Genomic DNA, 18,296 nt, shown 5'->3' with positions numbered 1-18,296 from the left:
ATAGCGCTTCCCATCGGGGGCGCCATGCGTTTAGGAGCACCCAATCATCGGACGAGGGAGCCCATGAGCGAGACTGTGAAGAAGACCGACGCCGCCAAGCCCGACAAGGGCGACCACCGCAATTTCAAGGCGGGCGTCGCGGTCGGCATCGGCTCGGCGGCGATCGTCGCGGCGTTGCTCTACGCCCGGTCGGGCAAGCCGAAGAAGAAGTAGGCCTGCTCAGTCTTCGCGGCCGTACCACTCTTCGAGCCGCATCAACTGATCATAGTCGCCATAAGGCGCGTAGGCCGGGTGAAGCTTGGCGACGAAGGGCTCGCTACCGGTCAGATATTTGTCGGCCGCCCGAGTGAACGCCGCCGCCGCGGAAGCGAGGAACGCCTCCGGATCGCCCTCGTCGGCGACCGCCACGAAGCCCGGCGTCCGCGCCCCCGACTTCTTCGCCAGCGACCAATATTCATGCGCCCCTGGTGCGCCGCTCACGCCGGGGAAACCGCCCTGGCGGGCGATCAGGCCGAGCAGGCCGAGCTGCAGCGCGAACCCCTCGGCCAGCGCTTTCTTCGACGGCGGCTGCCCGGTCTTGTAGTCGAGCACCGCCAGCCGCCCGTCGGCGAGCCGATCGAGCCGGTCGGCCTTGCCCTTGAGGGTGATCGCGCCAAGCACCGCCTGCCCCTCGCACTCGGCCACCAGCGGACGGCGGCCGCCGGCCTGGTTCTCCGCTTCGCGCGCGGCGATGAAGGCGATCGCCTCATACAATCGCGGCGCCCACAGCGCGCGGAGCAACGGGTGGATCGTCTCCTCGGCGAGCAGCGCCGCGGTGCGGCCCATCAGCCGTTCGGGATCGCACTCGTCCTGCTTGAGCCACTCCTCGAGCACCTCGTGCACCGCGCTGCCCTTCCACGCCGCGGTGGTGTCGGCGTCGACCGGCTCTAGCGCGCGTAGTTTCAGCATCGCCTTGGCGTAGAAAGCGAAGGGGTCGGCGTTGAGGCGATCGACGTCGGTGACGTAGATTTGTCGCGGCCGCTCCTCGGCGGGCGGCGCGGGCGCGGGCCGGTCGACCGGTTGCGGCGTTCCCGCATCGTCGAGCGCGGCGGCAAGCCTTTCGAGCCGATGGTCGCGGGCAAGACCGCCAGTCAGCGCCTGCAGCCGCAGCAACAATCGCGAGGCGACGGTCGGCGAGCGGCTGTCCCGCCGCGCCCGCGTCAGCAGCACCCGCGGCGCCCCGAGCAGCCCGGCGAAATCGTGCGCGGCAAGGCCGATCCGGAACTCGAGCCCCGGCAGGCCTAGCGCCTTGCGGACCGCCGGCGCGAGCCACGGGTCGGGCTGCGGCAGCGCCGGCCAGGTCCCCTCGTTCAATCCGCCGAGGATCATCAGGTCCGCCTGCACCAGCCGCGCTTCGAGCAGGCCGAGGATCGCGATTCGCGGATGGCCGCCATAAGGCGGCCGCACCGCCTCGGCGTCGAGCAACTGGCGCAGCAGCGGCACTGCATCCTCGGGGCGGACGTCGAGCGCCAGCGCGCCGTCGGCCTCTTCCAGCCCGGTAAGCAGTTCGGCAGCAGCGCGCCCGTCGGGACCGCTCCACGCCGCCTCGCCCGCAATCCCGCCGGCAAGCTCGCGCAGCATCGCGGCGAATTGGCCCACCGGCAGCGGCCGCTCGAACGCGCGGTCGACCCGCTCGAGGCAGGGTCGCACCGTCGCCCATGCCGCGCCGCAGCCCCTCGTCCGGCGGTCTCGTTCCTTCTCCGTGCAATGGGCATCGAGCCCCGCCAGCCCGGCCGGCGGACGCGGCCCGCGCAGCGCCAAATCGAGCAGGCGCGCGGCTTCGAGCCACGCCTGGCGATCCTCGCCCGTTCCGGCAAGCGGATGCTTGAGCAGCGCCAGCACCGGCACCGGCGCCAACCGTTCGGCGGCCGCGGCTGCGATAGCCAGTAAGAGCGTGCCCGCGGCGGTCTGGCCGAGCGGGCGGCCCGCGCTGTCGTCGGCGGCGATTTCCCACCGCCGCAGCAGCGCCGAGACGCGCGCCGCCAAGGCCCGGTCGGGGGTCACCAGCGCCGCGGTCCGGCCGGGCGTCTCGAGCGCCTCCCGAAGCGCAATCGCGATCGCTTGTGCTTCCGCCGCTGGATCGCCCAGCTCGACCAGCCGCACCCCGGTCAGCCGCCGGTCGGGCGGGGGCAGATCGGCCCAACGGCTGGTGAAGCGCGCGCTCTTCATCGCGGCGGCAATGGCCCGCGAGCGCGCGCGTGGCGCCGCCGCGCGGCCGCCGCGGCGCCACCGCTCGACCTCCTCGCGGCGCACGCCGAGCCGGTCGAGCAGGCGCTTCAGATGGAATTGCGGATGGGTCTCGTCGGCGCGCTTGCTGTCGGGATCGGGGCCGAGCCACTCCCATTCGGCGGCATCCATCAGCCCCGGACCCGCCAGCGCGGGCAGCACCACCTGGCCCTCGGGCAGCCTGGCGACCACCTTCAACAGCGCCGCGACCGCCGGAGCGCTGGTGGTGATCCCCGCCGCCACCGTAAAGCCTGCGGGCGGCGCCGCGGCCCAGCGGCGAGCGGTGGCACGCAGCAGGCGGTTGCGGCGGTCGGCGAGGTCGATCCGCCCGAGCCGCGCCAGCTCACGCGGCCAAGCGTCGAGCATCACCCGCAGGTCGGCGAGCGAGGCTTGCCAATGCCCCGCCAGCTCCTCGGGCACGACATTGGTCAGCCGCTCGGGTGCAACTTCCTCGACCAGCGACGCATCGCGGGTGCGGGCGAGGTCGGCGGCGAGGCGGAAGGCTTCGGCGGCGCTCGCATCGGGCCGTCGCTGCCGCACCAGCCGTGCCATCGCCACCAGCCGCGCAAGCGGATCGATCGCCGGCGGAACGGGCGCGTCGGCGGCGCTCTCGAACGCGTCGCCGAGGCGATCGTCGAGCTCGGGATCGCCGACCGCGATCAGGCGCGGCAGCAGCAGGCCGCCGCCACTGGCGCGGACGAACGCCTCGGTGACGGTGCGGATTGCGCGATTGTTGGGAAGCAGGATGCGCCCGCGGGCGAGCATCAGGGGATCGCGGCCATGCTCGGCAATCAACCCCGCGGCGAGCGCGTCGGCGAAGCTGCGGTGCGCCCCGATAGTGAAGACCTGGGGCCGGCGGGCCTCAGACAAAAGTCAGCGCCTGCTCGGTCGCCTTGATCGCCCCCGGGGTACCGACGTCGAACCACAGTCCCTGGTGGACGACGCCGAAGCAGCGACCGCGCTCGATCGCCTGGTCCCACATCAGGTTGGTCGAGAAAACCCCGTCGGGCGCGTCGGCGAGGGCTCGCTTCGAGAGGATCTGGATACCGGTGTAGACGAACGGCGCGACCTTGGCCTTGGTACGCCGCTTGAGCCGGCCGGCCGGGTCCATCTGGAAATCGCCCAGCCCGCTATGATTGCCCGCCCGCGCATGCGGCACGAGCAGCAGCAGCGCGTCCATCCGCGCATCGTCCCAGTGCGAGGCGAGCAGCTTCAGCGCGTCGGTTGGGCCGTCGACCCAGAAATTGTCGCTGTTGACCGCGAGGAACGGGTCGCCCTCGATCAGCGGCAGCGCCTGCTTGAGCCCCCCGCCCGTCTCGAGCAGCAGCTTGCGCTCGTCCGAGATGGCGACGTCGAGGTCCTTGGCCGACTTCCTGAGGTGCGCCTCGATCGAATCGGCGAGGTAATGAACGTTGACCACGATCCGCTCGACCCCCGCGGCGCGCAGCCGGTCGAGAACATGGTCGAGCAATGCCTTGCCGGCGACCTCGACCAGCGGCTTGGGCCGGGTCGCGGTGAGCGGCCGCATCCGCTTGCCGAGCCCGGCGGCCATCACCATCGCCGTGCGCGGGACGGCAGCCTCAATCTTCGGCCGCAGATGCAGCGCGCGCTTGACGGTGGCGGCGGTCATTGGCCCTCCTCGAGCCAGGGGGCGACGCGCTTATCGGCGGGCACATTGCGGTCGAACCAGTCGCGCACCGGTTGCAGCTGCGGCTGCGCGAGGTCGCGCTCGAGCAGCCCCCACATCCGCGGCTGGAAGCGGCGATAGCCGGGCTTGCCGTCGCGCTGCCACAGCCGGGTGAAGACACCGAGAATGCGCGTGTTGCGCTGCGCCGCGAGCGCCCAATAAGCCCGCTCGAACTCCGCCCCTGCGCCGGTCGCGGCGACATACAGGTCGATCATCGCCCGTTCGATCGCCGGCGAAACGTCGCGCCGCGCATCCTCGAGCACCGAACAAAGGTCGTAGGCCGGATGTCCGGCCAGTGCGTCCTGGAAGTCGAGCAGCCCCATGTGCGCGACCCCGCTGCGGCCGCCCACCAGCATGATGTTCTCGGCATGGTAATCGCGCAGCACGGTGACCGGTCCGAGCTCGTCCTCGGCAACCGGCCCCAGCACCTCCGCCCAGGCGGCGCGGTAAGCGGCAGCATCAACCTCGAGCCCGACCGCCGGGCAATACCAATCGGTGAACAGGTCAAGCTCGGTCAGCCATTGCTTGAGCCCGTGCGGCGGCAGCCCGGGCATCGGCGGCCGCGCGTGAAGGTGGACCAGCACGTCGGTGGCGAGCGCGTAGAGTTCCTCCTCCCGGTGCGGCGCCTCGTCGAGCCGTTCGCGCAGGCGATCGGCGCCAAGGTCACTGAGCAACAGCAGGCCGCGCTCCTCGTCGCGGGCAAGGATCTCGGGCGCCGACAGGCCGACCCCGCTCAGCCATTCGGCCACCCGGACGAACGGCCGCGGGTCCTCGTGCGGCGGCGGCGCGTCCATCAACACCGCCTCGCGATCGTCGAGCCGGACCCGGAAATAGCGGCGGAAGCTGGCATCGCCCGCCAGCGGCGCGAGCCGCGCTCCGCCCCACCCCGCATCGGCGAGGAAACGGTCGGCGTGCGGCGGGGGAGTCATGCTGGCGGCCATCGCCCTTCCCATGCCGCCGACACCTCCCAAGTCAAGGCGCGCCGACCGTCCTCGCGCACGGCCAGCCGCAAGTGGAGCGCTTCGGGCCACGCCCCCTCCCCGGCGCGCTCGGGCCATTCGACCAGCAGCGCGCCGTCGGCGAGGATGGTGTCGAGCCCCAGCTCCTCCAGCTCGGCGTCATCGAGCCGGTACAGGTCGCAGTGCCAGATCGGGGGCTCAAGCTCGTCATAAGGCTGGACGATCGCGAAGGTCGGGCTCGGCACCTCGCCGCGGTGCCCGGCGGCGTGTAGCACCGCCCGCGCCAGCGCCGTCTTGCCCGCCCCAAGCGGTCCCGACAGAGTCACCACATCACCGGCGCGCAACAGTCCGGCCAGCCGCGCCCCAAGACGCGCCGTCGCCGCTTCGTCGTCAAGGATCATGCGGGCTGGCGCGGAAGGACGATAGTCACCGCTGTCCCCGTGCCCGGCTCGCTCTGCAGCGTGACCTGCCCGCCATGAGCCTCGACGAACTGCCGGGTCAGCGGCAGCCCGAGGCCGAGCGCGGCTTCGCCCTGGCGGCCGCCGATCCGGGTGAAGCGCTCGAACACATGGCGCTGGTCGTCGAGCGCGATCCCTGCGCCGGTGTCGGCGATGCGGATGGTGGCATTGCTCTCGTCGCCCGACGCGGTCACCGCGACAATGCCCTTATCGGTGTAGGCGATCGCGTTGCGCAGCACATGCTCGATGCTCTCGCGCAGGCGGCGGGAATCGCCGATGACGGTGCCCGTGCTCCCTGCGATCTCGAGCCGCAGCTTGAGCTTTTTGGCCGCCGCCGTCGTTTCCATCCGCTCGGCGACGTTGCGGACCAGCCCGGCGAGGTCGACCCGCTCATGCTCGATGGTGACCGCCGTCTGCTCGCCCTGGGTCAGATCGAGGACGTCGTCGATCAGCTTGGAAAGCCGCGCGACCGATTCGAGGATCGCACCGACATAGTCGTTCGCCGCCGGCGCGAGCTTGCCGGCGTAGCCCCCGGCCAGCATCTGCGCGAAGCCGCCGATCGAGGTCAGCGGGGTGCGCAGTTCGTAGCTCATGTTGGCGACGAAGTCGGTGCGCACCGCGTCCGCTTCCTCGAGCGCCGCGGCGCGTTCGCGCAGCGCATGCTCGATCCGGGTCGAATCGGTGACGTCAACCATGGTGAAGAGCGCATTGCCATCGGGCAGCGGCACCGAGGCGAATTCGAAATGGCTGCCGTCGACCATCGATAGCCGCCCGCTCCCCAGCCGCCGCTCGTTGGTGGCGGCGCGGACCAGCTCGCGCAGCTGCGCCGCGGCGGTCGGGTTGACCAGTCGCTGGGCCATCGCCGGGACCAGCTCATCGACCCGCGGATGCTCACCCAGCCAGCTTTCGTCCAGGTCCCAGAAGCTGCAGAAGCGGCGGTTCCACAGGTAGAGGCGGCCGTCGGCGGCGAACACGCCAATGCCCTCGAAGAGGCTGTCGAACGTCGCGGTGCGGACCCTGAGCAGCGTGTCGCGCGCGCTGGCCAGGCGGACCTGCTCGGTGCGGTCCTCGAAGATCAGCCGCAAGCCGCCGTCAGGCAGTGGCTGGCCGACCACCCGCAAGTGATCGCCGTTGGCGAGGATCCACTCTTCCTCGACCGCTTCCTCGGCGGAGATGAACCAGCCGCGGCGGTCGGCCTTCCACTGCGGGAAGTCGCGCGTCTCGGGCAGCCGGCCATTCTCGCGCATCCGCTCGAGCACGCGGTCGAACTCCGGCCGCTCGGCGAGCCATTCGGGATCGAGCTGCGCCATGATCGCGAACGGCTGGTTGAAGAAGCTTAAGGACCGATCGGGGTCGAACTGGACCGCGCCGGCGGTCATCCGGTCGGACAGCTCGCGCTGGCTCTCGATGTAGCGCGCGAGTTCGAAGCGAGCGTCCTCGAGGTCCTGGATGTCGATCGCGAAGCCGGCGACGGCGCCGCCGCCCAACGGCACGTCGACCAGCCGCAGCATCCGCCGCTCGCCGCCGATCGTGGCCGGCTGGGTGCGCGAATAAGGTCGCTCATCGGCCAGCGCGCGCTCGGCGGCTTCCTTCGCCGCGCTGCCGCCCGACCCGTCGGTCAGCTCGATGCCGTCGGTGATCACCGCCGCGGCCGACTCCGCTTCCACCGCAGCGACGAAGGCGCTGTTGACGAGGCCGAGCCGCAGGTCGGGACCGCGATACCACATTGGGAACGGCGCCGCCTCGATGAGGTGCATCAGCGAGTTGAGTGCGACGCCGGTGTCCTCAAGCTGCTCGGCGAGCCGCGCCTTGTCCTGTTCGGCGCTGCTGGTGTCCGACAGCCACAGGAGCATGCTGCCCGCCTCGGCCGGTGGCGGCGCGGGGCCGCCAAGCACCTGGAGCACACGGTCCGAGCCCGCCAGCCGGACCGACCGATCGACCCGTCCTCCCGTGAATGCCGCCGCGCGCACGTCGGCGATCAGGGCCGCCAGGTCCGCCGGTTCGAGCCCCTCGCCATCGGCCGCGAGATTCTCCAGCCGCGCTGGCATCGACGACAAGCCGAGTTGGCGTTGTAACTGGTCGTCGAGGTCGAGCCGGCCGGCGGCGGTCATCAGCAACGGCCGCGCCGGCGCCGCGGCGAGCAGCGCGGCCAGCGAACGCGCCGATTCCAGCACCGCCGCCGCGCGGGCCATCCGCCGGCCGGCGACGATCGACAACACGACCGCGATCGGCAGCCAGATGGCCGCGAGCGCCAGGACAATCATCACGCCCCCCGAACCCGTCACCGCCGCTGCCATGTCCGCCCCATCCCCGCGACCATAAGCCGGGCGGACGCGGTGGGAAGCGCAAAGTGGTCTGCCGGAGTGACATTCGTCGACATGAGCCGCTGGTGAAGAGACGGATCGCCATGCGGCGCAACCACCTCTCCAGATCGCCACGCAACACTAGACTTGGCGACGACAGCCCCATCCTCTCGCCGCTGCCGAATTTTTGTGAACACCCTGTCACATTTCGGCATCATTGGCTCAGAAGCGCTCATCCAGCGACCTGCACTGCGCCTTCATTCGCACCGCTTTTTTGCTGGTTTTCAGTCGGTTTTTACGTCCCACCACCTGAAAATCGTCCCCCCGGGTGACCCGCGAATTTTTCCTGTGCGGGAGATTAAAAACGGAATCGTCAGGCGTGCTCGGCCGATGTCCGCCCGCAGTTGACGTCGAGGGGCTCCGCACCCTTGCCGAACCGCCAAACAACGGACATTGCTGCATTTATCAAGCGATCGGGCGCTTCAGGGGCCGCGCACCGACGCCGATTTCGCGACTTCGAGTGGACTGCCAGCCTGCAGCGGATCCTCAGTCAGCGCGTGCTCTCCGAGCAACACGACCGAAATGGGCGGAGGCGGAGCTTTGCCAAGTCGTTGTAGACAAACAGTTTCTGAGCCACGGTCTCTTGTTGCAGGTTTGCGACACTCGTTGAATTAATGTTGTGAGCGCCGCCGGATTTGGTTCCATTTGCCGAACGAATCCGTAACAGGGCCGCGCAGTTTCATTTTTCGGCCACCATCCAACTGTTGGAGATTTCATGGGTAAGATGTCGTTGTTGAGCGCGAGCGCTCTTCGTTCGGCCGCCTTTGCAAGCGCGTTTGCGCTGGCAGCGGCGACGCCGGCGTTCGCACAGGACGCCGCGCCGGGTAATGCCACCAAGCCGGCCCCGACCCCCGATTGCACCGCGCCGGGCGCCGCCAACAGCGCCGGTTGCGCCGCCGCCGCCGCGACCCAGGACGCCAGCGCGCCCGTGTCGCAGAGCGAAGTGGTCGTCACCGGTTCGCGCATCCGCACGCCGAACCTCGAATCGGCCGCACCGGTCACCACGCTGAGCGGCGAGCAGCTGCTCCAGACCGGTAAGGTCCAGATCGGCGACCAGCTGAACCAGCTGCCGCAGCTGCGCAGCACCTTCAGCACCGCCAACTCGACCCGCTTCCTCGGCACCCGCGGCCTCAACCTGGTCGATCTTCGCGGCCTCGGCACGCAGCGCACCCTGGTGCTGGTCAACGGCCGTCGTCACGTCGCTGCCGACGTTCTCAACAACGGCGTGTCGGTCGACATCAACACCATCCCGGCCGACCTCATCGAGCGCGTCGACGTGGTCACCGGCGGCGCCTCGGCCGTCTACGGTTCGGACGCCGTCGCCGGCGTGGTCAACTTCATCCTGAAGAAGAACTACTCGGGCGTTCAGCTGCGTGCGCAGTCGGGCCTCAGCAAGTACAAGACCGCCGGCAACCAGTTCGTCAGCCTGCTCGCGGGTCAGAACTTCGGTGGTGGCCGCGGCAACGTCGTCGTCGCCGCGGAATATTCGCACAACGACGACTTCTACGCGTCGGACACCGGCAAGCTGAAGCAGAGCGACGGCTTCGTCATCGTCGAGACCGATCCGGCGGGTTCGCCCAACGGTGCGGCCGGCAGCTTCGACCGCGCTTACTTCACCGACATCCGCTCGGCGACGATCTCGCTCGGCGGCATGGTTGCCGTCCGTGAAGGCAATTCGGCGGCACCGTGCGGCAAGGATTATCTGGGCAACGCCTACACCTGCCCGTACATCTTCCAGCCCGACGGCACCCTGGTGCCCGAGACCGGCCAGCGCATCGGCCTCGCGCCGAACGCCGGCTTCAGCGGCGGCAACGGCTACAGCGGCCGCGAGGGTAACCTCCTCGCCCTCTCGCCGGACGTGAAGCGCTACTCGGTCAACCTGCTGGCGCATTACGAGATCTCGCCGGCGCTCGAGCCGTTCATCGAAGCCAAGTACGTCCGCGTCGACGCCAAGGGTTCGCAGAGCGGTCCGTTCTTCTCGCAGGGCCAGACCCTCGGCGACAACATCTGCATCACCACCTTCAACGACCGCTCGTATGACGTCGGCTCGACCGGCAGCTGCGCGGTCGGCCGTGTCAACCGCGAGGGTATTCGTCTCGACAACCCGTATCTGAGCGCCTCGGCTCAGAGCACGCTGCGCACGCAGCTGCTGGCGGCCCTCAACGCCGGCATCAACCCGAACACCGGGACGGCCTACAGCAGCTCGGCAGCCCAGCAGGCGGCGCGTGCGCAGGCGATTGCGGAGGTGAACAACAACACCTTCCGCTTCAGCCTCCGTCGCAACTACCTCGACCTCGGCGTGCGCGACGAAGACTTCAAGCGCGAGACCTATCGCGTCGTCGTCGGTGTCCGCGGCAGCTTCTGGGACAACTTCAGCTACGAACTGTCCGCCAACTATGGCGAGCACAAGGAGCGGAACCAGATCCAGGGCAACGTCGATCGCCAGCGCTTCCTGCTCGCGAACGACACCGCGGTGAACTCGGCGGGCCAGGTTGTCTGCCGCTCGCAGATCGATCCGAACTATGCCGGTACCGACCGTGCGGGTAACCCCTCGCGTCTCGCCGCCGACATCGCGGCCTGCGTCCCGCTGAATCCGTTCGGCACCGGCAACATCAGCAGCGCTGCGAAGAACTACATCCTGCTCAACACGCTCGCGACCGGCAAGATCACGCAGTTCGACGTGCTCGGCTTCATCGCCGGCGACACGGGCAGCTTCTTCCGCCTCCCGGGCGGTCCGATCGGCTTCTCGCTCGGTGGCGAGTATCGCAAGGAGACCCTGCGCTACACCCTCGATCCGGTGACCCAGGCAGGCTACGCGTTCTACAACGCCATCCCGAGCTTCTCTTCGCCGTCGTTCGGCGTGAAGGAAGCGTTCGCCGAGTTGAACGTGCCGATCCTCAAGGACCAGTTCTTCCATGAACTGACCGTCAAGGGTTCGGGCCGTTACTCGGACTACAAGGGCGCTGCCGGCAACGTGAAGACGTACGGCATCGAGGGCATCTGGAGCCCGATCCGCGACATCACCTTCCGTGGTGCCTACAACCGGTCGGTCCGCGCTCCCAATCTGTCCGAGCTCTACTCGGCGCAGGGCCAGAACTTCGCTCCGGGCTTCAGCGATCCGTGCTCGGCGCGGAACCTGGCGACCGGCAGCGCGACCCGCGTGGCGAACTGCACCGCGGCTGGCCGCCCGTCGACCTACGACTATGTCTACAGCAGCTCGCTGGAGATCATCAGCGGTGGTAACCCGGGCCTGCAGGTCGAGAAGTCGGACTCCTACACCTTCGGTGGGTACATCCAGCCGCGCTTCCTGCCGGGCTTCTCGCTGTCGACCGACTATTACGACATCACGGTCAACAACGTGATCTCGAGCATCGGTTCGGCCCAGCAGATCGTGAACCTGTGCTATGACTCGGCCTCGCTGAACAACCCGTTCTGCGGTCTGTTCCAGCGCGCCGGTTCGTCGGGCGGTCCGCGCGGTGAAGAGCCGTTCCGGATCCTCGAGGGCTCGCTCCTTCAGTCGACGGCGAACTTCGCCAAGCTGAAGACCCGCGGCTTCGACAGCCAGATCAACTACACCCACAACTTCGGCATCGGCCGAGTGACGGCGCAGGCGATCTGGACCCACGTCCTGAAGAACGAGAGCTACACCAACCCGTCGGATCCGACGTTCGTGGACGTGTTCCTGAACGAGCTCGGCACCCCGAAGGACACGGTGTTCGTCAGCGCCGGCCTCAAGACCGGCAAGTGGCTGCTCAACTACTCGGGTCGCTGGATCGGCGGCATGTACCTCAACACCTACGAGGACTATAACTCGGTGAACGGGCAGCCGCCGCAGAACACCGACTATGCGCCGATCATCAAGTATCCGTCCGTGATGTATCACAACATCCGCGTCGGCTACGACATCACGCCGAAGTTCAACCTCTATGCGGGTGTCGACAACCTCACCAACCGGTTCCCGCCGTACGGCCTGACCGGCGTCGGTGGCGGTTCGGGTATCTACGACAACCGTGGTCGCTACTTCTACCTTGGCGCCGTCGCCAAGTTCTAAGCTGCCACCACCAGCAACTAAGGAAGGGAGTCGGGGAGCAATCCCCGGCTCCCTTCTCTTTTGGCCGCTGCGCAAGCGGCCTGCGGCCTGCTAGACAGGGTGCCATGACCGACGCGATCGCCCAGGCCGACCACAAGTGCAGCAGCGGAGACGTCGCGGGCGCCCTTGCCGTCCTCGACGCCGCCGCGACAGCGGGCGACGCGCTCGCGGCGCGCGAGTTGGCGGTCTGGTATCTGGAAGGCCAGCTCGTCCCCCGCGACCTCTCCGCGGCGCGCCGCGCGTTCGGTCGCGCCGCTGAGCTCGGCGATGCGCCTTCACGGACGGTCTTTCGCAACTTCGTCGCGCAGGGGCGCGGTGGCCCCGCCGACTGGCCCCGAGCGGTCGAGTTGCTACGGACCGACGGGGACGACGACGGTGCCCGGCAACTGGCGCTGCTCGAGGCGACGGGCCAGCTGAGCGCGCCGGGCGGGACGCACGACTACCCTTCCGAAACGCTGAGCGAAGCGCCGCTGATTCGCCATTTCCACGGCTTTCTCAGCGCGGCGGAGTGCGACTATCTCGCCGCCAGCGCGCTGCCGCTGCTGCAGCCGGCGGTGATCGTCGATCCGCAGACCGGGCGCCAGCGGCCCAACCCAATCCGCACGTCGGAAGCCGCCGCCTTCGCCTTCATCGACGAAAGCCCGTTCATTCATTCGGTCAATCAGCGGATTGCGGGCGCCAGCGGGACCGACGTCCGCTGCGGCGAACCGCTCCAGGTCCTCCGCTACGCACCCGGTCAGCAATATCGCTTGCACAGCGACGCCTTGCCCGGCTGCCCGCCGCAGCAGCAGCGCGTGCTGACCTTCCTCATCTGGCTGAACGACGATTTCGCCGGCGGCGAGACCGACTTTCCCGAACTCGGGATCAGGGTCCGCGGCCAACGGGGCGACGGCCTGCTGTTCCGCAGCGCCGACCCACAAGGGGCACCCGACCCGCGCGCGGTGCACGCGGGCCTGCCCGTCACCGCGGGCACCAAGCTGCTGGCGTCGCGCTGGATCCGCGCGACGCCGCTCGCTTATTGAGGACCGCTTAGTAGCGGTAGTGGTCGGGCTTGAACGGGCCCTGCTGCGGCACGCCGATGTAGCTGGCCTGCTTGTCGCTCAAGGTGGTCAGCTTGACGCCAAGCTTCTCGAGGTGGAGCGCGGCGACCTTCTCGTCGAGGTGCTTGGGCAGGACGTAGACGTCGTTCCCATATTGCTCGCTCTTGGTCCACAGCTCGATCTGGGCGAGCGTCTGGTTGGTGAAGCTTGCCGACATGACGAAGCTCGGGTGACCCGTGGCGTTGCCGAGGTTGACCAGGCGGCCCTTCGACAGGACGATGATCTTCTTGCCATCGGGGAATTCGACCTCGTCGACCTGCGGCTTGATCTCGGTCCACTTCATGTTGGCGAGGCCGCCGATCTGGATCTCGCTGTCGAAGTGGCCGATGTTGCAGACGATCGCCATGTTCTTCATCGCCCGCATGTGGTCGACGGTGATGACGTCCATGTTGCCGGTGGCGGTGACGAAGATGTCGGCGCGGGTGGCGCCCTCTTCCATCGTCACGACCTCATAGCCTTCCATCGCCGCCTGCAGCGCGCAGATCGGGTCGACCTCGGTCACCAGCACGCGCGCGCCGCCGTTGCGAAGCGACGCCGCCGAGCCCTTGCCGACGTCACCGAAGCCGGCGACGCAGGCGACCTTGCCGGCGAGCATCACGTCGGTGCCGCGGCGGATCGCGTCGACCAGGCTTTCCTTGCAGCCGTAGAGGTTGTCGAACTTGGACTTGGTGACGCTGTCGTTGACGTTGATCGCCGGGAACGGAAGCTTGCCCTGCTTCGACAGCTCATAGAGCCGGTGGACGCCGGTGGTGGTCTCTTCCGAGACGCCCTTGATCGTCTGCACGGTCTTGGTGAGGTAGCCCGGACGCTCCTTGAGGAAGCGGGTCAGGGTCGCGGCAAAGATTTCCTCTTCCTCGTTCGACGGGGTGAACAGCGTCTCCCCCGCCTCGACCCGCGCGCCCCACAGCGCGAACATGGTCGCGTCACCGCCGTCGTCGAGGATCATGTTGCAGGTCTGATCGCGATCGCCCTCATGGCCCCAGTCGAAGATGCGAACGACATAGTCCCAATATTCCTCGAGGGTCTCACCCTTGACCGCGAACACCGGGACGCCGGTCGCGGCGATCGCCGCGGCGGCATGGTCCTGGGTCGAATAGATGTTGCAGCTCGCCCAGCGGACCTGCGCGCCCAACGCGGTCAGCGTCTCGATCAGCACTGCGGTCTGGATCGTCATGTGGAGCGAGCCGACGATGCGCGCACCCTTTAGCGGCTTGGCCGCGCCGAACTCCTCGCGCAGCGCCATCAGGCCCGGCATTTCGGTCTCGGCGATCTCGATCTCCTTGCGGCCGAAATCGGCGAGGGAAATGTCCTTGACGAGATAGTCGCGCTCAAGCGTCTGAATGGCCACGGGGTAAACTCCAGCAGGTTGAGGCCGCGCGCGTCAGGCGGCGGCCGGTCGGCGGCGCCCCTAACGCGAACCAGGATATAAAGAAAGCTTTATATGTGCTTTGGCGCGCAGCTCAGGCGATACCGGCTTCGCTGCTGAGCAGGCGCGGATCGATCCCGGCGCCGCGAAACGCGCTCGACCAGCGCTCGTCGGTCGGCGTCTCGAACAGCAGCTTGGGATCGCCGGGTACCGCGAACCAGCCGTGGCGAGTCATCTCCTCCTCGAGCTGACCCGGCCCCCAGCCGGCATAGCCCAGGGCGATCGACCACTCGCTCGGCCCTCGCCCTTCTGCGATCGCGCGCAGCACGTCGATCGTCCCGGTCATCGCCCACTGCTTGCCGCCCGGCGCGTTGACCTGCAGCGTGTCCTCGCCGCCCCAGTCGGTCGAGTGGAGCACGAACCCCCGCCCCGGCTCGACCGGGCCGCCGTGGTGGATCGCGCAGTCGGGCGCGGCGCCCGGGTCGAGCTCAAGCTGCTTCAATAATTCGCGAAAGCGCAGCCCGGCGCGCTTGTGGCCGATGCCGATCCCGACCGCGCCCTGCTCGTCGTGGACGCAGATCGCGATCACCGAGCGGTCGAACCGCGGGTCGGCCATCCCAGGCATGGCGAGCAGCAACTGGCCGGAAAGGAAGGGCGCTTCGCTCATCGCCTCCTGATGCCCCGCGGCCAAGCCGATGCGCAAGCCTTGAGCGCGATAAGATCGGCTCCTAGGTGCGTGGCTGAGCACACCACAGGAGCATCACGACATGACCATCAAGACCGGCGACCGCCTGCCCGAGGTTCCGCTGACCATCGCCACCAGCGAAGGTCCCCGCCCGACCACCACCGGCGAATATTTCGGCGGCAAGAAGGTCGCGCTGTTCGCGGTGCCCGGCGCCTACACGCCGACCTGCTCGGCCAAGCACCTCCCCTCGTTCGTCGACAAGGCCGAGGAGCTGAAGGGCAAGGGCGTCGACGAGATCGCCTGCACCAGCGTCAACGACGCCTTCGTGATGAGCGCGTGGAACAAGGACCAGGGCAGCGAGGACATCACCATGCTCGCCGATGGCAATGGCGAATTCGCGCAGGCGCTCGGCCTGACCATGGACGGCGCCAAGTTCGGCATGGGCACGCGCTCGCAGCGCTATTCGATGATCGTCAACGACGGGGTGGTCGAGCAGCTCAACGTCGAGGCCCCCGGCGAATATCAGGCGTCGAGCGCCGAGACGCTCCTCGGCCAGCTCTAACTATCGCGGCGCGGCCCCGGATCGACGGGGCCGCGCAACGACCCGCGGCCCGGTGCGTTCGGCCTGGTGATACCCCTCGCGTCAACAGAGGAGCCCACCATGGCCGAGACCCGTACCCGCAAGACCACCCGCACGCGCCGCAGCAATACCCGCAGCACCGGCAGCCGCCTTGGCGCCGTCGGCGATTCGATCCGCGAGCGTCCGTTCGCCACCGCCGCCGTCGCCACTGCGGCCGCGGCCGCCGGCGCCTTCTTCGCGCGCCGCAGCGGCGTGACCAGCGACACGGTCGCCAAGTGGGGCCAGGACGCCAAGGAAGAGCTCGGCAACCTTACCGAGCGCGGCAAGGCGCTCGCCGAGGACGCGCTGCAGGGCGCCAAGTCGGTAGCCAGCAAGGCCACCCGCAAGTCCGCGCCTGCCGGCGACACTGGCTTCGATGACACCGACCAGGACCAGGCCGCGGTCGGCTCGGTCGCCTACGGCGCCTAAATAGCTAGGCGCCCGACTCGGGCGCGGCGGTCAGGAACGCGACGATCGCCGCGCCGAGGTCGGGCTCGGTCACCGAGCTCATGTGGGTGCCGGGCACTACTGCCAGTCTCGCGTCGGGCAGGCGCGCGACCAACTCGGCCGCCGAGCCATTGTCCGCGTCCTTGTCCCCGCACACCACGAGCACCGGCATGGTCAGCTTGTCCAGCCAGTCCATGAAGACGTCTTCGAAGCTGTCGAGCAGCAGCCGCGCAGCAGCCCGGTCGACTCCCTGGCTCTTCATGAACTGCGCCGCCAGCCAGTGCGGGTCGCCGCGCTGGAGCGTGTCGAAGCGGTCGATCACCTCGAGGAAGAAGGTCTTGCGCCGCTTCCAGTCGGCAAGCCCTTGCAGCCCCATCCCGCCAAGGATCGCGCGGCGTGGCCGCAGCCCCTCGCCGATCGCCTGCACGGTGGTCCGCGCGCCGAGCGAGAAGCCGCCGAGATCGAAATCGGTGAGGCCGAGCCGCGCCACGAGTTCGCGGACATCCCTCGCCAGCACCCCGGGCCCGTAAGCGGCGGGATCGTGCGGCTTCCCGCTCTGCCCGTGCGCGCGGTGGTCGGGCATGATCACCCGGAATCCGGCCGCCGCGATCCGCGCCGCGTGGCCGAACTTGATCCAGTTCATATGGGCGTCGGAGAACAAGCCATGGAGCAGGATCACCGCCCGCCCGGCGCCGACCTCGTGATAGGCAAGCTCGACCCCGTCCGACGCGGTCCAGCGGTGGGTGACGACCGTGTCGCTCATCCGGGGAAGCTGCCCGTCGCGTCGATCCATTTGTCCTTGAGCTTCTGATATTCATCGGTGCGCTGCTCGGGCAGCCCCTCGGTGTTGAGCCAGGCGCGATGCATGCTCTCCGCGCCGAAGTGGTGGGTCGGCTTGAAGCGTTCCGGCTCGTCGAAGCTGGCGACGGTCAGGTCCATATTCTCGCTCCCTTCCTTGAAACGGAAGCCGAGCGAGGTGCCGCAGGCGGCGCAATAGGGCCGTCGGGCGATCGGCGAGCTGTCATACCAGTCGGGCTCGCCCGTCCAGCTTACTTCGCCCGCTTTGACGCTCTTGAAGGCGATCGAGACCGAGCCGGTCGACCGATGGCACATCCGGCAGTGGCACAGATAAGCGGCGTCGTCGGCGATCGGCACCGTGTATCGCACCCGGCCGCAGGCGCAGCCGCCACTCATTTCCGCCATCGTCCGTGTCCTCCTCGCGGCCGCTTCAACGCTCGAAAAGCGCGGTCAACCGCCAATTAACCATCAAATATTTGCGCACATCCAACCGCGCGCCCCGCTTTCCTTCCCACAAGAGAAGGGCAGCGGCTGTGCCGTCGCAAGGACCGCAGAAAGCGGTTCTTTGAAACCCAGAATGGGAGAAGATCAATGTCGTTTTCCGTCAACACCAATGCGGGCGCGATGGCGGCCCTCCAGAGCCTCGGGTCGACCAACAAGTCGATGGCCCAGGTTCAGAGCCGCATCAACACCGGTTACAATGTCGCCTCGACCAAGGACGACAGCGCCGCCTTCGCCATCGCGCAGACCCTGCGCGGTGACATGGGCGGGCTCAAGGCCGTCAGCTCCTCGCTGAACCGCGCCAAGAGCGTGACCGACGTGGCGGTCGCTGGTGCCGAACAGGTTTCGGACATCCTGATCGAGATGAAGCAGAAGGCCTATCAGGCCGCCGACGCGGGCATCGATCAGACCAGCCGTGACGCGATCAACCAGGACTTCGTTGCCCTGCGCGACCGCATCACCACCGTCGTGGGTTCGTCCGACTTCAACGGCACCAACATCCTGAAGGGCGGTGGCGGCAGCGTCTCGGCCATCCAGTCGCTGCAGGACGGCGATTCGACCACCACCGGCTGGCAGCCGGACTCGCTGGCCGTCAGCAACCAGGGTCTCGACCTTGGCGGCGCGGTGATCACCGTCGGCGCGACCGACCAGATCAACAGCCAGGCCAATGCCCAGGCGATGGTCGACACGCTTACCACCAGCCAGTCGAACCTCAAGACCAGCCTGTCGACGCTGGGTTCGGCGTCGCGCAAGATCGACGCGCAGCTCTCGTTCACGAGCAAGCTGAGCGACGTGGTCGAGTCGAGCGTGGGTAACCTGGTCGACGCGGATCTCGCCAAAGAGTCCGCGCACCTCCAGGCCCTTCAGGTCAAGCAGCAGCTGGGTATCCAGGCGCTTTCGATTGCCAATCAGGCTCCCCAGGCAATCATGTCGCTGTTCCGTTAATCCCCAAGACTAT

At 68.3% G+C, this 18,296-nt stretch carries 15 protein-coding genes; 6 read left to right on the top strand and 9 right to left on the bottom strand.

The genetic code is table 11. From position 1 onward, the window contains the following. The first annotated feature begins 63 nt into the window (after positions 1-63). The gene (locus tag GCU42_RS14930; RefSeq protein WP_162789268.1) at positions 64-213 is read left to right on the top strand and encodes a hypothetical protein; all 150 of its coding nucleotides are present in this window, start codon (positions 64-66) and stop codon (positions 211-213) included. Positions 214-219: 6 nt separating this feature from the next. On the opposite strand, the gene addB is transcribed toward GCU42_RS14930, so the two are convergent. From addB to GCU42_RS01570, 5 genes are read right to left on the bottom strand one after another with little or no spacing between them, the layout of a single operon-like run. Continuing rightward, on the bottom strand, positions 220-3,135 hold the full coding sequence (gene addB / locus GCU42_RS01590; protein WP_114228152.1) for a double-strand break repair protein AddB: 2,916 nt from the start codon (positions 3,133-3,135) through the stop codon (positions 220-222). Continuing rightward, positions 3,128-3,895, bottom strand: a complete 768-nt coding sequence (locus GCU42_RS01585) for a nucleotidyltransferase family protein (protein ID WP_114228153.1) — start codon at positions 3,893-3,895, stop codon at positions 3,128-3,130. The genes addB and GCU42_RS01585 overlap by 8 nt, the downstream gene beginning before the upstream one ends. Continuing rightward, on the bottom strand, positions 3,892-4,893 hold the full coding sequence (locus tag GCU42_RS01580; protein WP_240309494.1) for an aminoglycoside phosphotransferase family protein: 1,002 nt from the start codon (positions 4,891-4,893) through the stop codon (positions 3,892-3,894). The genes GCU42_RS01585 and GCU42_RS01580 overlap by 4 nt, the downstream gene beginning before the upstream one ends. After that, a complete protein-coding gene (gene tsaE, locus GCU42_RS01575; RefSeq protein ID WP_114228154.1) occupies positions 4,878-5,312 on the bottom strand; it encodes a tRNA (adenosine(37)-N6)-threonylcarbamoyltransferase complex ATPase subunit type 1 TsaE in 435 nt (144 codons plus the stop codon). Before tsaE ends, GCU42_RS01580 begins: the two co-directional genes overlap by 16 nt. Next, entirely contained in the window at positions 5,309-7,633 is a 2,325-nt protein-coding gene (locus GCU42_RS01570) for a sensor histidine kinase (protein WP_246165650.1), read from the bottom strand. Before GCU42_RS01570 ends, tsaE begins: the two co-directional genes overlap by 4 nt. Positions 7,634-8,447: 814 nt before the next feature. Between GCU42_RS01570 and GCU42_RS01565 the strand changes: the two genes are divergently transcribed. Beyond that, on the top strand, positions 8,448-11,783 hold the full coding sequence (locus GCU42_RS01565) for a TonB-dependent receptor domain-containing protein (protein WP_240309495.1): 3,336 nt from the start codon (positions 8,448-8,450) through the stop codon (positions 11,781-11,783). 104 nt (positions 11,784-11,887) lie between these two features. Next, positions 11,888-12,844 (top strand): prolyl hydroxylase family protein, encoded by a 957-nt coding sequence (locus GCU42_RS01560; protein WP_114228156.1) that lies wholly within the window; start codon positions 11,888-11,890, stop codon positions 12,842-12,844. A gap of 7 nt (positions 12,845-12,851) precedes the next feature. Here the strand turns inward: GCU42_RS01560 and ahcY are convergent, their stop codons facing one another. Both ahcY and GCU42_RS01550 read right to left on the bottom strand, forming a co-directional pair. Further along, positions 12,852-14,270 carry an adenosylhomocysteinase gene (gene ahcY, locus GCU42_RS01555; RefSeq protein ID WP_114228157.1) on the bottom strand — a complete coding sequence of 473 codons (1,419 nt, stop codon included), beginning with the start codon at positions 14,268-14,270 and terminating at the stop codon, positions 12,852-12,854. 112 nt (positions 14,271-14,382) lie between these two features. Further along, positions 14,383-14,955 carry a YqgE/AlgH family protein gene (locus tag GCU42_RS01550; protein WP_114228390.1) on the bottom strand — a complete coding sequence of 191 codons (573 nt, stop codon included), beginning with the start codon at positions 14,953-14,955 and terminating at the stop codon, positions 14,383-14,385. A gap of 100 nt (positions 14,956-15,055) precedes the next feature. Here GCU42_RS01550 and GCU42_RS01545 point away from each other — a divergent pair, with 100 nt between their 5' ends. Then, positions 15,056-15,535 carry a peroxiredoxin gene (locus GCU42_RS01545; RefSeq protein ID WP_114228158.1) on the top strand — a complete coding sequence of 160 codons (480 nt, stop codon included), beginning with the start codon at positions 15,056-15,058 and terminating at the stop codon, positions 15,533-15,535. Between the two features lie 99 nt (positions 15,536-15,634). After that, positions 15,635-16,021: a hypothetical protein gene (locus GCU42_RS01540; protein WP_114228159.1), complete on the top strand. Its 387-nt coding sequence runs from the start codon at positions 15,635-15,637 to the stop codon at positions 16,019-16,021. 4 nt (positions 16,022-16,025) lie between these two features. Here GCU42_RS01540 and GCU42_RS01535 read toward each other — a convergent pair whose 3' ends face one another. Both GCU42_RS01535 and GCU42_RS01530 read right to left on the bottom strand, forming a co-directional pair. Then, on the bottom strand, positions 16,026-16,832 hold the full coding sequence (locus tag GCU42_RS01535; protein WP_240309496.1) for an alpha/beta fold hydrolase: 807 nt from the start codon (positions 16,830-16,832) through the stop codon (positions 16,026-16,028). Beyond that, positions 16,799-17,242: a GFA family protein gene (locus GCU42_RS01530; protein WP_114228161.1), complete on the bottom strand. Its 444-nt coding sequence runs from the start codon at positions 17,240-17,242 to the stop codon at positions 16,799-16,801. Before GCU42_RS01530 ends, GCU42_RS01535 begins: the two co-directional genes overlap by 34 nt. Before the next feature lie 186 nt (positions 17,243-17,428). Between GCU42_RS01530 and GCU42_RS01525 the strand changes: the two genes are divergently transcribed. Next, on the top strand, positions 17,429-18,283 hold the full coding sequence (locus GCU42_RS01525; protein WP_114228162.1) for a flagellin: 855 nt from the start codon (positions 17,429-17,431) through the stop codon (positions 18,281-18,283). Positions 18,284-18,296: the final 13 nt, after the last annotated feature.

Origin of the sequence: Sphingomonas ginsengisoli An et al. 2013, from assembly GCF_009363895.1 — a bacterium.
In the GTDB taxonomy this organism is placed as follows: domain Bacteria; phylum Pseudomonadota; class Alphaproteobacteria; order Sphingomonadales; family Sphingomonadaceae; genus Sphingomicrobium; species Sphingomicrobium ginsengisoli.
This window is presented reverse-complemented; position numbering and strand designations above follow the sequence as displayed.

Coding starts and splice junctions, on each gene's coding strand:
- GCU42_RS14930 (WP_162789268.1), top strand. CDS start 64: ATGAGCGAGACTGTGAAGAAGACCGACGCCGCCAAGCCCGACAAGGGC.
- GCU42_RS01585 (WP_114228153.1), bottom strand. CDS start 3,895: ATGACCGCCGCCACCGTCAAGCGCGCGCTGCATCTGCGGCCGAAGATT.
- GCU42_RS01580 (WP_240309494.1), bottom strand. CDS start 4,893: ATGGCCGCCAGCATGACTCCCCCGCCGCACGCCGACCGTTTCCTCGCC.
- tsaE (WP_114228154.1), bottom strand. CDS start 5,312: ATGATCCTTGACGACGAAGCGGCGACGGCGCGTCTTGGGGCGCGGCTG.
- GCU42_RS01570 (WP_246165650.1), bottom strand. CDS start 7,633: ATGATTGTCCTGGCGCTCGCGGCCATCTGGCTGCCGATCGCGGTCGTG.
- GCU42_RS01565 (WP_240309495.1), top strand. CDS start 8,448: ATGGGTAAGATGTCGTTGTTGAGCGCGAGCGCTCTTCGTTCGGCCGCC.
- GCU42_RS01560 (WP_114228156.1), top strand. CDS start 11,888: ATGACCGACGCGATCGCCCAGGCCGACCACAAGTGCAGCAGCGGAGAC.
- GCU42_RS01550 (WP_114228390.1), bottom strand. CDS start 14,955: ATGAGCGAAGCGCCCTTCCTTTCCGGCCAGTTGCTGCTCGCCATGCCT.
- GCU42_RS01545 (WP_114228158.1), top strand. CDS start 15,056: ATGACCATCAAGACCGGCGACCGCCTGCCCGAGGTTCCGCTGACCATC.
- GCU42_RS01540 (WP_114228159.1), top strand. CDS start 15,635: ATGGCCGAGACCCGTACCCGCAAGACCACCCGCACGCGCCGCAGCAAT.
- GCU42_RS01535 (WP_240309496.1), bottom strand. CDS start 16,832: ATGGATCGACGCGACGGGCAGCTTCCCCGGATGAGCGACACGGTCGTC.
- GCU42_RS01530 (WP_114228161.1), bottom strand. CDS start 17,242: ATGGCGGAAATGAGTGGCGGCTGCGCCTGCGGCCGGGTGCGATACACG.
- GCU42_RS01525 (WP_114228162.1), top strand. CDS start 17,429: ATGTCGTTTTCCGTCAACACCAATGCGGGCGCGATGGCGGCCCTCCAG.